The organism is Sphingobacterium sp. NPDC055431 (genome assembly GCF_053644255.1).
The window spans coordinates 126,034-140,853 of the sequence record NZ_JBSHLH010000006.1 but is presented as its reverse complement, the minus strand read 5'-3'; the positions used below and the strand labels follow the sequence as shown (position 1 = coordinate 140,853).

The following is a 14,820-nucleotide window of genomic DNA, read 5'->3' as shown; positions in this document are numbered from 1 at the left end:
ATTAATTACTATTAATATATAGAGGTCTAAACTCTACTTTGATTTTTTATGTGTTAATGCAGCGGCTACAAAGCTAACAAAAAGTGGGTGAGGATTTACCACTGTTGACTTTAATTCTGGATGAAATTGTCCAGCAACAAAGAAAGGATGGTCCCTTAGTTCCACGATTTCCACTAAACCAGTGCTTGGATTGATACCTGAGGCAATCATTCCGGCCTTTTCGTAATCTTTTAGATACGCATTGTTAAATTCGTAACGATGGCGGTGTCTTTCAGTAATTTTTGACTTGCCATAAACGCCGTATGCCTTTGTTCCTTTTTTGATTTCACAATCATAAGCACCCAAACGCATGGTTCCACCCATGTTTTTGATGTTCTTTTGTTCTTCCATCAAGTTGATTACTGGGTGTGGCGTATTTTCATCCATTTCGAAGCTGTTGGCACCTTTTAGGCCCAATACGTTTCTTCCAAATTCAATAACCGAACATTGCATGCCTAAACAGATTCCGAAGAAAGGAATTTTGTTTTCACGAACGTAACGGATCGTTTCTAGCTTTCCGTCAAGTCCGCGCTCTCCAAATCCTGGAGCTACCAATACACCGTCCAAACCTTTCAGTTTTTCAGCAACGTTTTCTTGGTTGACACTTTCTGCGGCGATATATTTTACTTTTACGCGGGTTTCATTGGTAGCACCTGCATGGATAAAGGCTTCCGCGATAGATTTGTAGGCATCTGGAAGTTCCACATATTTTCCTACAAGACCGATGTTCACCTCGTCTGTTGGGTTCTTCAATTTGCCTAGGAATGATTTCCAGTTTTCTAGATCTGGTTCATTCTTGGTTGAAAGTTTCAATTTCGCCAAAACAGTTTTGTCCAATTGCTCTTTCAACATATTCAATGGCACATCATAGATTGTAGGAGCATCGATAGATTCCACTACGGCATTGATGTTTACATTGCAGAACAAAGCTAACTTTTTACGGATGTCATTGTTCAGTTTGTGTTCAGTCCTACATACTAAGATGTCTGGTTGAACACCATATTCCAATAATGTTTTTACGGAGTGTTGAGTAGGTTTGGTCTTTAGCTCACCAGCAGCAGCGAGGTAAGGGACCAAGGTCAAGTGAATTACCAAAGAGTCGTTATTGCCCAACTCCCAACGTAATTGACGTACTGCCTCAATGAAAGGTAGGGATTCGATATCACCAACGGTACCACCCAATTCAGTGATGACGATATCATATTCACCAGATTGACCCAATAGCAACATGCGGCGTTTGATCTCATCCGTAATGTGAGGAACGACCTGAACGGTTTTGCCAAGGTAGGCACCAGCGCGTTCTTGTTCAATCACATGGCTGTAGATACGGCCTGTTGTAACGTTGTTTGCTTGGGAAGTAGGGACATTCAGGAAACGTTCGTAGTGACCTAGGTCAAGGTCCGTTTCTGCACCGTCCTCTGTAACATAACATTCGCCATGTTCATAAGGGTTCAATGTTCCTGGATCAATATTGATGTACGGGTCAAATTTCTGGATGGTTACTTTTAAACCACGTGCTTGGAGAAGCTTGGCAAGGGAAGCTGCAATAATTCCTTTCCCTAACGACGAAGTTACGCCGCCCGTAACAAAGATATATTTAGTCATAACAATAATGGATTTCTAACTTAGATGCCTAGATAAAAAGCATCGTTCATCTGCTCTATGTACGGGATACAAAGGTACGAATTTTTATTAAATAAGGCCTAAAAAAAATCGTTCGAAACCAATTGTGAGGTTAACGAAACGAAAGTCAATCAGTTGGAACGGTATTTAGTCGTTTTTTTACTTTCCACAGATGGTTGTGGAATTGGAATTCTGCTAACTTTAGGGTAAAAATCAAATTATATGGAATACAGAAGAATGGGAAAGAGTGGCCTTCAGCTGAGTGCGCTGTCATTTGGCTCATGGGTCACTTTCGCCAGACAAACTGATGATAACACCAATGAGCGCCTGATGGCACAGGCTTATGAGGCCGGCGTAAATTTCTTTGACAATGCTGAAGTGTATTCTGCTGGGCTTTCTGAGGAAATGATGGGCAGGGTTTTGAAAAAGCTGAACTGGGATAGGTCGTCCTATGTCCTGTCTAGCAAAGCTTACTTTGGCTGGAAAGGCGTAGACAAGAAGCCGAACCAACATGGATTGAGCAGAAAGCATTTGATGGAAGCCTGTCATGAAGCCTTGGAAAGGATGCAGGTTGAATATCTGGACCTTTATTATTGTCATCGGCCTGATCAAAATGTCCCCATTGAGGAGGTAGTCAGAACGATGAACACTTTGATCCAACAAGGAAAGATATTCTATTGGGGGACCTCGGAATGGTCTGCGGCTGAAATCATGGAGGCACATATGATTGCCAGGGATCTAGGAATGGAAGGTCCATCAGTAGAACAGCCTGAGTATAACCTGTTCAACAGAAGAAAGATTGAAGTAGATTATGATCCAATCTTTAGAAATGTTGGCATAGGCACTACCATCTGGAGTCCTTTGGCTTCTGGGCTTTTGACTGGTAAATATAATGATGGCATTCCAGAAGGTTCAAGAATGTCCCTGGAAGGATATGAATGGTTGCGGGATAAGGCTGTCGTTAATGATAAATTGAATAGGGTGAAGGCGCTAGGAGTTTTCGCCAATGAGCTTGGAGTTTCACTGCCAACTTTATGCATAGCATGGTGCATCAGCAATCCGAATGTAACAACGGCAATCTTGGGAGCGACCAAAGAAAGTCAGTTGACCGAAAACCTAAAAGCATTGGATGTACTTCCCCTGATTACAGCAGAAGTGAAAGAAAAGATTGATGAGATTATGGGAACCAAGCCTGTTGTCATACAGAATTAAGCGCGCTTGGTTGAAGGGCAAATAAATAAGGGCTTTGCAAATGCGAAGCCCTTAAATATAATTTTTAAAGTCTCTCGATTATCTTTTTGATTTGATACGAGCAGCTTTTCCGGTAAGACCACGTAAATAAAATAATTTAGCGCGACGTACTTTACCAATGCTGTTAACTTCTATTTTCTCAATGTTAGGAGAGTTTACAGGAAAAATACGCTCTACACCAATACCGTTAGAGATTTTACGAACGGTAAAAGTAGCATTAGCTCCTTCGCTGTTTAATTGAATTACCACACCTTGGTACACCTGTACACGCTCTTTATTTCCTTCGCGAATTTTATAATGAACGCTGATGGTATCTCCGGCTTTGAAAGCGGGATTTTCATTTTTTACTACCGCTTGTTCTTCTACAAATTTTACTAAATCCATGATTCTGAGTAATTAATAACGATATTTAACCTGTAAAAATCGGAATGCAATATTACAGCTTTATTTTGATATTTGAAAATTCTTTTTTAAAAATATTCCACATTTCGTCGAATGCCTGCAAAAGTAAAAAAAATATAAACCAATTCCATATTTATTCCTGAATATCCACCTGTTTTTTAAATTATTATTTTTTGATCTGGCTAAAGCGCAATAAATGAGCTTTTTAGGCGCTGTTTTTCTTGATTACACTAATGTTTACCGAAAGGTTAAAATCTAAATGTTAAGGTTAAAATACGGTTGGAATAGGGTATAATACGGTCACTATGCTGTCTTAAATCTTTGGAAATTAGGAGGTCAGAAATTGAATAACCAATAAACACTAACTAGATGAACAAAAGATTTATTACCTCTTTGGCAGCTAGTCTATTCTTCTCGACCGTTTTGTTTGCTCAAACACAACTTAAAGGCCGAGTAGTCGACGAAAGCGGGGCACCAATCCCAGGAGTTACACTAGCATTGAAAAATGGTACTGCGACTCAAACCGGTGCCAATGGTGAATTTACTCTCTCTTATGATCAAGCTGGACAGTTGAATGTCTCAGCCTTGGGATACAGCAGAAAAGTTATCAACTTATCAAATCAGACCACTCTAGAAATCATACTGGATCCCAGTACCGAAGGGCTAGATGAAGTCGTAGTAACAGCATTAGGTATTTCTAGGGAAAAGAAATCCTTGGGATATACGGTGCAGGAAGTAGGGGCGAAAGAGCTGACCCAAGCTGGTCAGTTGAATGTGACCAGTGCACTATCTGGAAAGGTAGCAGGGGTCCAGGTCAATCAATTTGGAGGAACAGTAGGAGCGTCATCCCGGATCAGTTTAAGGGGAAACTCCTCTGTAAAGGCTGATCAGCAACCTTTGATCGTAGTCGATGGGGTGCCTATTTCCAATGATACTCAGCGTTCCGGAGATAATACCTATTCTGGTGTCGATTACGGATCAGGAATAAACGATATCAATCCTGAAGATATCGAAACAATAACCGTCCTTAAAGGAGGTTCAGCTGCCTTATATGGTATGCGTGCGGGTAATGGTGTAATCTTGATTACAACCAAATCAGGTAAGCGAGGTGACAAAGGCATACAGTTATCCTATGATGGTAACTTCTCTGTGGACCAAGCGGCCTACTTGCCAAAAGTCCAAAACATATACGGTCAAGGATATAATGGTGATGAAAAACACTATAATGACTTTCAGGCAACGAATGGCAAGATCTCTTATCAAGATTATGCGCAGACTAAAGGTTTCGCCTATGTGGATGGAACAGGGCAAACAGGGGTATGGGATGGATTCGATGAATCATGGGGACCGCGTTTGGATGTTGGGCTGAAACTGCCGCAATTTGATAGTCCGGTGAATAATGGGGTTCGGACTCCTACGCCTTGGGTTTCTCAAAAAGATAATATCCGAGACTTTTTCCAACCTGGATTCTCGATGAACCATAACCTTTCCATTTTAGCCCAAAGTGATAAATCGAGCACTCGTGCTTCCCTGTCATTTAGGGACCAAAATGGTACAGTTCCGAATACCGACCAAAAAAGGTACAGTCTGCAGTTGAACAACAATACTAGCATCTCAGAAAAAGTTTCATTCGATGTGAGCACCAATTATACCCGTACAGAGAGCGATAATATCTTGAACCAAGGTTATGATGGCAACAACCCGATGAACGGATTTATCTGGTCAGGTAGGCAAATCAATATGCAAAGCCTAAAAGACAATTGGGATCAAAGGGATGAACAAGGAAACTATACCTATTACAACTGGAATACCAATTATCATGTGAACCCTTATTTCAATATCTATGAGAATACGAACTCCTACAAAAGGGATCGTTTTTTCGGAAAGAGTTCCTTGTATTACCAACCTTTTGAATTCTTGAAATTCGAAGGACGTGCCGGTCTGGATTATTACAATTTAAAGGCCTTTGAGCAAAATTATTATAACAGTGCCTTTCCTTATGGTGGATTCCGCGACCGCAAGACAGACAATACAGAATTAAACCTCGATTTCATTGCAACCTTCAACAAGCAATTCGGCGATTTCAACGTTTTGGCATCTGCTGGAGCGAATTACAGGAACCTGATGTGGGAAACCAATGTAATGGGAGCGGATGCTTTGACGGTTCTGGGAGTATATACCATTGCCAATAGGGTCGGTGATGCGGTTACCACAATGGACCATAGCCATGTCCGTTCGAATTCTGTTTTTGCGACTGCCAACCTAGGCTGGAAAGACCAGATCTATATGGACTTGAGTGCCAGAAATGATTGGAGTTCCACTATCAAGGATGATTTCTTTTATCCTTCCATCAGTATGAGCTGGTTGCCTACGAGTAGTTTCCCGAGTCTGAAAAATAGTGTGTTGAACTTTTGGAAAATCCGAGGTGGCTGGGCAGAGATTGGTGCGGGTACTACAGCATACCAGAATAGAGCATATTACTACCCACAGAACAACGCATTTGGCGGGGTAGCACAGATGTTTCGCTCGATGGTGTTCCCGAATGAAAACCTAAGACCAGAGCAAATCAGGACTTGGGAGATCGGTACCGAGATCGGTTTCTTGGATGATAGAATCCATGCCGATGTCGTATACTACTATAAATCAACAAAAGATCAGATCTTGGCGGTAACGACTTCCAATGTGGTTGGATTTAGTTCCATGCTGCTAAACGCTGGAGAAATTGAGAATAAAGGTATTGAGGTGCAATTAAGAGGAGATGTGATTAGAAAAGAAGAGGGCTTTAATTGGACGACCTATATCAATTATGCCAAAGATAACAGTAAGGTTATCGAACTCTATCCAGAGCTGGACTTAAATGTTTATCAGATTGGATGGACTTGGGGTATAGCCAATGTTGCCCGTAAAGGCGAACGTTGGGGCTCGTTGATTGGCGGGGGATATGACCGCGTTGAAGACGGACCGATGAAAGGTGCGATCAAGGTGAATAACCGAGGTTTGGTAGTGAATAAGAATGCACAGATTATTGGAAATACTACGCCTAAGTTTTTAGCCAGTTGGCGAAATGATTTCAGGTACAAGGACTTCTCCATGGGCTTTATGTTTGACCTACGCGTTGGAGGTGATATCTGGTCACAAACCATGAGCCACTCTTATACAGCTGGGGTTGCATCCATCACTGCCGAGAACGGAATTCGTGAAAAGGCGATCGTGGCAGGTAGAGATGTGATGACCGATGAAAAATTCGTTATGCAGGATGCAAACGGAAACTGGGTTGAAAATACAATCGAAACTGACGCGCAGACTTGGTTTGAAAGCGGTGGTATTGCTCAGACCTATGTTTTTGATGGTTCATTCCTGAAACTAAGGGAAGCATATCTTTCATACAATGTTCCTTCTAGATACCTACAGAATATGCGTGGTATCAAACGAGTAAATCTGTCTTTGATTGGTTCCAATCTAGCACTGCTTTGGACACATAAATCCAATACTATGCGGATAGATCCTGAAACAGGAGGTGTATCGAGTGATAGCCGTGGGGTAGGTTTTGAACAAGCTTCAGTGCCTTCATCTCGCAGTATCGGTCTTAAGTTGGGGGTTACATTTTAAGAAAACAGAAATCATGAGAATTAAATTTAATAGATATACAATTGCTTGCTTTTTGATGATAGGGCTGGCAACATCTAGTTGTACCAAATCTTTTGAAGAAGTCAACACTGATCCTGATGCGCTGACCGAGGTGCCGCCAACCAATATCTTGGCCAATGTATTGCGCAATACCGGTGAATCTTTTGGGGGTGATGTGGATGGCTACGGTACTTTTGCAGGTTATATCGTGAAGATCCAGTATATGGACTATATGGGGGGATTGGTCCCTACCAATAATACCTTCGGAAATAGATGGGCGGCATGTTATTATAACAACACGCAGTTGCAGGAACTGATGAAATTAACCGATGCAAGTCCGGATGGTTTTAAAAACATCCGTTTTGTGTCCCGTATTTGGCAAAATTATATGTGGTCCTATTTGACCGATGGATGGCGTAATGTTCCCTATTCAGAGGCCTTGAAAGGGGCGGAAGATAAGGGCAATATCCTAAAGGCTGCCTATGATAAGCAAGAGGATATTTATCCTAAGATTTTGCAGGACTTAAAAACCATTGCTGATGAAATGGCGGCAGGATTAGGGACAGATGAGCTGGGTGCCGGCGATTTCATCTATGAAGGTGATATGGAAAAATGGCAGAAGTTCTGTAATTCCCTTCGTCTTCGCCTTGCCATGCGTATTTCGGGGGTGGCTCCAGCATTAGCCAAATCGACCATTGAAGAGATTGCAGGCAATTCAACCAAATACCCCGTTTTGGAAACCAATGCCGAGAACTGTTACCTTAAATATCCTGGAGCAGCTCCATATTACGAACCTTGGTATAACAACGGTATCGTAGGCAAGCGTATAGACAATTTTGGGATGGCTGATATTTTTATCGATCATTTATTGGAAACAGAAGATCCAAGGATTGCCAAAGTAGCAAACAAAACCTCCGATGGAGTTTATCGTGGCTATCAAAATGGAGCGAAAAGCGGACCTACTCCCTTAACTTCCATTTCATTCATTGGTGATAAATACATGAACGATCCCGTTGGATTTACGCCATTCTATAAATCTTCTGAGACTTTTTATATCCTAGCTGAAGCTGCGATGCTTGGTTATAATGTTAAAATGACCGCTCAACAGGCTTATGAAAAAGCAGTCAGGATTTCTATGGAAGACAACCAGATTGCAGAAGCTGATATCGTGAAATATTTGGCTGGCAAAGGAAAATGGAATAATACGAAAGACCGTATCTATTGGGATATGTGGGTAGCCTTGTTCAAGAATAATTTCGAAGCATGGACCCTGTACCGTCGTACCGGTATTCCGTCTACCAATTACCCTTCATTGAACTCTATTTATGGCAAAGCGCATAACGATCAGCCATTCCGATTACCATATCCAAACAATGAATACCTTTATAATGCAGCCAATGTAAATAAAGAAGCAGAAAAACTGAAAGATTTTGTTTGGGGTGAACAGATGTGGTGGGATAAAAGAACTGGAAAATTTTAATTATTGTTAAACAAAAACCTAAACCTAGAAAGAGCCATCAACGGATGGCTCTTTTGTTTTTTACGGAAGTTAAAATCCTGTAAATACTGGCTAAAAAGGGATTGAAGATATAGGAAGTTTTTTTCCAACTTTAAAATCTGAGAAATCTAGATCAGGAAAAACATTATTTATTTAAGTATTCAAGAATTTTTATGGGTCTTACAAATAGCATGGCAAAGATATTTGGGTTGTTGATCGTTTGGATTGGCGGAGTTAACCTGTTGGTAGCTCAAGAGTCGGGGGATCAGATATTGGATGGAATCGGTGAAACTGGCATGATCGCACGGTATGTGTTTGATGGTAATCTCAAGGATTGGTCAAGGAATGGCTTGCATGCCAATTCGAAAAACAACCAGCCCAAATTCATTAAAGATGAAAAGTTCGGCAATGTGCTTTCACTTTCTGGAGGAAAGGATGATTATCTGACCTTGCCTGCTGGGACCTTAAACGGCTTGGAGTCCTTAAGTATTTCGGTTTGGCTTTCCTTGAAATCGGACGGATCAGGACAGTATATCTTTGACTTTGGAAAGGATAATAACCAACATTTCTTTGCTGCACCTTTTGGGACTTCCTCTCAAAAGGGTTTTCAGGCATTGATCACCGAGCAAGGAGAAAATAAAGGCGGAGCCATTGCAGCAGTCCCTGCATTGAATAAATGGCTACATGTTGCAATTGTAGTCGATGTATTTTCGAAAAACATCATTACTTATCTAGATGGAAAACAGGTCGCTGAAGGCAATGAAATCCCTAAAGAAATTGCCAAGTTGTTTGAACCCTCTGGAAAGTTCAATATCGGGAAATCCTTGTCAGCTGATGGGTCTACTTTAAATGCGTTAGTTCATGATTTCCGAATCTATAGAGTTGCCCTGACCAAAAAACAGGTTTCGGGAATCTATTTTAACGGTCAGAATGCCGTTCGTGAGGACAAGAAAACAATGGGAAAGGCAGAAGATGATCTTCCGACCTATGAATTGACAAAAGCACAGCTTTATAACCAGTATTTGCTTAAAGTTTCGGACGTTAACGTGGAGACTGCATTGGGTGAGCTTCCTCGATTGCCTTCTTTCGTGGAGGGTGAGTATAAAGAAGGTTTTCAAGGACCGAAGGTTCGTGTTCTATGGCCAGCAGATATTGATAACGATGCGGTATTGAAAGCCGGAGAATATGTGGTAACTGGGCGGATTCCAGGAACAGCCTTACAACCGAAAGCTTTTGTAACGGTGAAGGGCTTTGCTGACAGCAATACCCCATCCGAGAAACTATTGCCTTTTGAACTGAGCCAGGTATCATTGAATGCGGATAGCTATAATGAAGAAACTAAATTTATCGAAAACCGTGATAAGTTCGTCAATACTTTAGCCAACACCGACCCAAACTCTTTCTTGTACATGTTTCGCCATGCCTTTGGCCAGAAACAGCCTGCTGGAGCCATTCCTTTAGGGGTGTGGGACAGTCAGGATACCAAACTCCGCGGACATGCCACAGGACACTATTTGACTGCTATTGCTCAGGCCTATGCGAGTACCGCCTATGATAAGACTCTACAGGATAACTTTGCCCAAAAAATGGACTACATGGTGAATACTTTGTATGATTTAGCTCAGTTGTCTGGAAAAGCTAAAGGCAATGGAGGCGAACATGTTTCAGACCCCACTGCCATACCAGTTGGCCCAGGCAAAACCGCTTTTGATTCTGATTTAACAGAAGCTGGTATCCGTACCGATTATTGGAACTGGGGCGAAGGATTTATCAGTGCCTATCCACCGGATCAATTCATCATGCTGGAGAATGGAGCTACTTATGGCACCAAGGTTACCCAGGTTTGGGCACCCTATTATACCCTGCACAAGATATTGGCTGGACTTATTGATATCCATCAGGTTTCTGGAAATAAAAAAGCGCTTCAGGTAGCCGAAGGAATGGGCGAGTGGGTTTATAAACGCTTGAATAAGATTCCGAAGGATAACCTGATCAAAATGTGGAACACCTATATCGCAGGTGAGTTTGGAGGGATGAATGAATCCATGGCGAGGTTGTATGAGATCACGAAGAACCCTCATTTCTTTGCTACGGCCCAGTTATTCGATAATATCAAAATGTTCTATGGTGATCCTGAACATTCACATGGCCTAGCAAAGAACGTAGATACCTTCCGTGGATTACATGCCAACCAGCATATTCCTCAGATTGTAGGAAGTATTGAAATGTACAAAGCTTCCAATGATCCGAATTATTTCAAGATTGCGGATAACTTTTGGTACAAGGCCGTCAATGACTATATGTACAGCATTGGTGGTGTGGCAGGAGCACGAAACCCTGCAAATGCAGAGTGCTTTATCAGCCAGCCAGCTACACTATATGAGAACGGTTTTTCAGCTGGTGGGCAGAATGAAACCTGTGCTACCTACAACATGTTGAAATTAACCAGTGATCTGTTCCGCTTCGATCAGCGCGCAGAACTCATGGATTATTATGAAAGAGGGCTCTATAACCATATCTTGGCTTCAGTAGCTGAAAACAGCCCTGCAAATACCTACCACGTATCCTTGAGACCGGGAGCAAACAAGCAATTTGGTAACCCCGACATGAAAGGATTTACCTGTTGTAATGGTACCGCAATCGAAAGCAGTACAAAATTGCAGAATACGATCTATTTTAGAAGTAAGGACAATAATGCACTTTATGTGAATCTGTTTATTCCATCTACCCTGAACTGGGAGGAGAAAGGGATCACTTTAACGCAGATTACCAGCTATCCTAAACAAAATAGCACCCGCTTGGACATCAAGGGAAATGGCAGGTTTGCAGTAAATGTTCGTGTACCTAATTGGGCAACAAAAGGATTCTTTGTGAAGATTAACGGTCAAGATCAAAAAGTGGAAGCTAAGCCCGGTACTTATCTTGCAATTGAAAGGGACTGGAAAAATGGCGATAACATAGAATTGACCATGCCATTTGACTTCCATTTGGATCCGGTCATGGATCAACCCAATATTGCGAGTTTATTCTATGGTCCAATTCTATTGGCGGCACAAGAAACCGAACCTCAAAAGGAGTGGAGGAAGGTAACCTTAGACGCAAAGGATTTAGGAAAATCCATCAGTGGCAATCCTGAGAAGTTGGAATTCCAGATTGACGGCGTGGTTTATAAACCGTTCTATGATATGTATGGCCGTCATTCAGTGTATTTGGATGTGACCTTAAAATAGTCTTTTTATCTGCTTTTTACGATGGATTTTAAAAATATCCATCAAATAGTCAATGGGTTACACAGAAAAATTATTTAAGGTATTGGATTTAAAAAATATCCCCTTATATTTGTGCCACACAAAATCAAAGGTGATACCTTTTCGGGGTGTAGCGTAGCCCGGTATCGCGCCACATTTGGGATGTGGAGGTCGTAGGTTCGAATCCTGCCACCCCGACACAAAAAAGCTCGACTTAGGTCGGGCTTTTTTTGTGTTCGGGTGTGGCAGATTCGAACCGTGGTTCGATCCGAAGGAGCTTCAGGGTTAGAGTTTGGGGCTTGTGGGGCTGAAGCAATCCTGCCACCCTTGCGTAGTATTTAGTAGAGAGTATTTAGTATTTAGAGCCTTTCTGCTGTGCTATTAAAGTATATAATGGAGTTTACGCTCGACTTAGGTCGGGCTTTTTTTGTGTTCGGGTGTGGCAGATTCGAACCGTGGTTCGATCCGAAGGAGCTTCAGGGTTAGAGTTTGGGGTCTGTGGGGCTGAAGCAATCCTGCCATCCTTGCGTAGTATTTAGTAGAGAGTATTTAGTATTTAGAGCCTTTTTGCTGTGCTATTAAAGTATAATAATGGAGTTTACGCTCGACTTAGGTTGGGCTTTTTTTGTGTTCGGGTGTGGCAGATTCGAACCGTGGTTTCGTAGTATTTAGTAGAGAGTATTTAGTGTTTAGATTATTTCTGCCGTCTAGGTTGGGGTTGCCATAAGGCTAGATTTACTGAAGCACAAATGTTTTTATTGACAAGAATGTCAATTTCTAATCCTTCAGAATCCATCAATGACTAGGAACTTTAAAAATAGTATTCAGATATTTAAGGTAAATTAGAAAGGTTTGACCTTTTAAAAAACGAAAAAATATCTTTCACATCTTCCATCCGACCATCCCCTTATCTCTTTCAATAAAACTTACCCAATCATCTTACTTCCATTCGAGTCTCATTCGAGACATATTCGGGAAATGCCCAGAAATTTTCTCGTTTTATTTAGACGATTTCCCTTACAAAATTTGCTATTCATTTAGCAATTATTCGAATATTTTTTGAACATTTTTTGGATATCAATTTATACATCTTGCGAAAATTCCGAATGTGTCTCGAATAAGGTCAAAATGAAATGCAGTAATTTTCTTCCATGCCGATGTGTGTTGAATTAACACACTCCCCCTAATAAAAATCCAGAAATCAAAAGACCTCAACTTGGAGTAGTTTTTTTGATTCCCTGTGGCAAAATCTATCCGTCTTTCGTTTTAGTTTAAAACTAATGTTTATACACCTAAAAATTTAAAGTTATGCGAATTAAATCAATTATTATTTCCTTGCTGATTCCTTTTTTATTTTTATCCTGTGAGAAGTCAGATCTTAAATATGAATCTGAATTTAAGGACAGTTATGATGTTTTTCAGAAGTTTAAAGCGAACAGCAACAACAGCTACTTTTACATTGTTACGGGGAATTCATATTTTGGATATTCTTGGGAGACAAAGCTGACGATTAAGTCTGGAAAGGTTGTAAAACGCGAGTTTTATTTTACTGCGTTTGAATCTGTGCAATTGCCGGCAAATGGCTGGACATCGAATGAGCTAGATGAGATCCTTAAGAAAAAGGGGATAGAATTTGAGGAACAATTAAAAAAGGAGGGTATAACACTTCTTGAATTCTTACAGTGGACCGAAAACGAAAATAATCTTGGGAAATTAGGTGCAAAAGTAGGGTATGCATCCCAAATCAGGACCCTAGATGAAATTTATAAATTAGCAGAAACGGATTGGATAATCAAGCGTAAAAATGCAGTGCTGTATTTTGAAACTAAAAACAACGGTATGATTTCCTTAGCTGGTTATGTTGAGGGCAATTGTCAAGATGGGTGCTTCAATGGTGTAAATATCAAAAGCATTCAGGCGATTTGAGGAGGGTTGGGGTAAAATATCTCTTTTTTCGATAGATTCATTTTCTGAAATTAGTAGCTATGAAGAGATTCCTATTGACTTGCCTAATCATAATACACTGTTTGGCAATTAGCCATGCCCAATATATTGAGGTGAAAAATCCAAGTAAGCATCCTAGAAAAGAACTGATTTCCATTCCATTTCAAAAATTTAAGGAACATTTTAAGGTCGATACGGTCTTTAGTATTCTCGATGAAAGCAATCAGCATGTTCCCTTTCAATTAGAAAGATTGGGTGCTGACATTCCTGTGAATGTACTGATCCAAGTGGAGCTTCCTGCCCTGACTACCATAAAATATAAGCTAGACAAAGAAGCAGGAACTGTGATAGAACCAAAAACCTTTGCTCGCTATGTGCCTGAACGTTTTGATGATTTTGCTTGGGAAAATGATGTCGTGGCTTTCCGCTTATATGGAAAGGCATTGGAAGGCAGAAAAGATGATGGTCAAGGGATGGACTATTGGGCGAAGAGAACCGATAAATTGATCATAAATAAATGGTATAAGGTAGAAAACTACCATCAGGATAACGGGGAAGGAATGGATTATTATACCGTGGGGCAAACGCTTGGTGCAGGAGATGTAGCTTTACTTTCCAATAAAGGTTTGAAATTTACAAAGCATTATCGTCGATACCAGATCTTGGATAACGGACCCTTAAGGACCACCTTTAAATTGGAGTATGATCCAGAGGAGTTGGAAGGGCAGGAAGTGAAATTGAATAAGATAATAAGCTTGGATGCGGGCAGTAATTTCAATAAAATAGTGTTGCAGGTTCAAAATAGTAAAGCCAGTAACACTGCAATTGCGATCGGGGTTGCTAAACGGAAAGAAGATCAGCCAAAAATTGCAGTTGGGCAAAAAAATGAAACATTGGCCTATTGGGAGCCGGAAATTGCAAATAATGGACAGACCGGAATAGCGGTCATCATCCCAAAGCAAAAGGTCATTTTAGATTCCGGAAGGCCTGAGCAATTCTTGCTATCAAGCGAGGCTAGGAACGATGAAGATTTTGTGTATTACAATGGTGCGGTTTGGAATCGAGCTGGAAAGGTAACCACAGCTGAAGAATGGAATAAGGCTGTTGAAGCGGAGTATGAAAAGATAAAGAAATCCTTAAAGTGGGTGCTTAAATAAAAATAACGGAGCAAACATTTGCTCCGTTATT

The 14,820-nt window shown here is 41.0% G+C and carries 8 protein-coding genes and 1 tRNA gene; 7 read left to right on the top strand and 2 right to left on the bottom strand.

The features are described 5' to 3' along the window. Positions 1-33 precede the first annotated feature (33 nt). Entirely contained in the window at positions 34-1,644 is a 1,611-nt protein-coding gene (locus tag ACWIB3_RS08130) for a CTP synthase (protein ID WP_185210656.1), read from the bottom strand. Positions 1,645-1,884: 240 nt separating this feature from the next. Between ACWIB3_RS08130 and ACWIB3_RS08125 the strand changes: the two genes are divergently transcribed. Further along, the gene (locus tag ACWIB3_RS08125) at positions 1,885-2,874 is read left to right on the top strand and encodes a potassium channel beta subunit family protein (RefSeq protein WP_454291336.1); all 990 of its coding nucleotides are present in this window, start codon (positions 1,885-1,887) and stop codon (positions 2,872-2,874) included. A gap of 78 nt (positions 2,875-2,952) precedes the next feature. On the opposite strand, the gene rplS is transcribed toward ACWIB3_RS08125, so the two are convergent. Beyond that, on the bottom strand, positions 2,953-3,297 hold the full coding sequence (gene rplS / locus ACWIB3_RS08120; RefSeq protein ID WP_093098782.1) for a 50S ribosomal protein L19: 345 nt from the start codon (positions 3,295-3,297) through the stop codon (positions 2,953-2,955). A 387-nt stretch (positions 3,298-3,684) separates the two neighbouring features. Between rplS and ACWIB3_RS08115 the strand changes: the two genes are divergently transcribed. The 6 genes from ACWIB3_RS08115 (at position 3,685) to ACWIB3_RS08090 (ending at position 14,789) form a co-directional block, all read left to right on the top strand. Further along, positions 3,685-6,924, top strand: coding sequence for a SusC/RagA family TonB-linked outer membrane protein (locus ACWIB3_RS08115; protein ID WP_454291335.1), 3,240 nt, complete (start codon positions 3,685-3,687; stop codon positions 6,922-6,924). A 13-nt stretch (positions 6,925-6,937) separates the two neighbouring features. Continuing rightward, positions 6,938-8,422: a SusD/RagB family nutrient-binding outer membrane lipoprotein gene (locus ACWIB3_RS08110; protein WP_237219441.1), complete on the top strand. Its 1,485-nt coding sequence runs from the start codon at positions 6,938-6,940 to the stop codon at positions 8,420-8,422. Between the two features lie 209 nt (positions 8,423-8,631). Next, positions 8,632-11,670, top strand: coding sequence for a beta-L-arabinofuranosidase domain-containing protein (locus tag ACWIB3_RS08105; RefSeq protein ID WP_454291334.1), 3,039 nt, complete (start codon positions 8,632-8,634; stop codon positions 11,668-11,670). A gap of 142 nt (positions 11,671-11,812) precedes the next feature. Beyond that, positions 11,813-11,886, top strand: a tRNA-Pro gene (locus tag ACWIB3_RS08100). Positions 11,887-12,996: 1,110 nt separating this feature from the next. Continuing rightward, a complete protein-coding gene (locus ACWIB3_RS08095; protein ID WP_454291333.1) occupies positions 12,997-13,614 on the top strand; it encodes a hypothetical protein in 618 nt (205 codons plus the stop codon). A 59-nt stretch (positions 13,615-13,673) separates the two neighbouring features. Next, positions 13,674-14,789 carry a DUF4861 family protein gene (locus tag ACWIB3_RS08090; RefSeq protein ID WP_454291332.1) on the top strand — a complete coding sequence of 372 codons (1,116 nt, stop codon included), beginning with the start codon at positions 13,674-13,676 and terminating at the stop codon, positions 14,787-14,789. Positions 14,790-14,820: the final 31 nt, after the last annotated feature.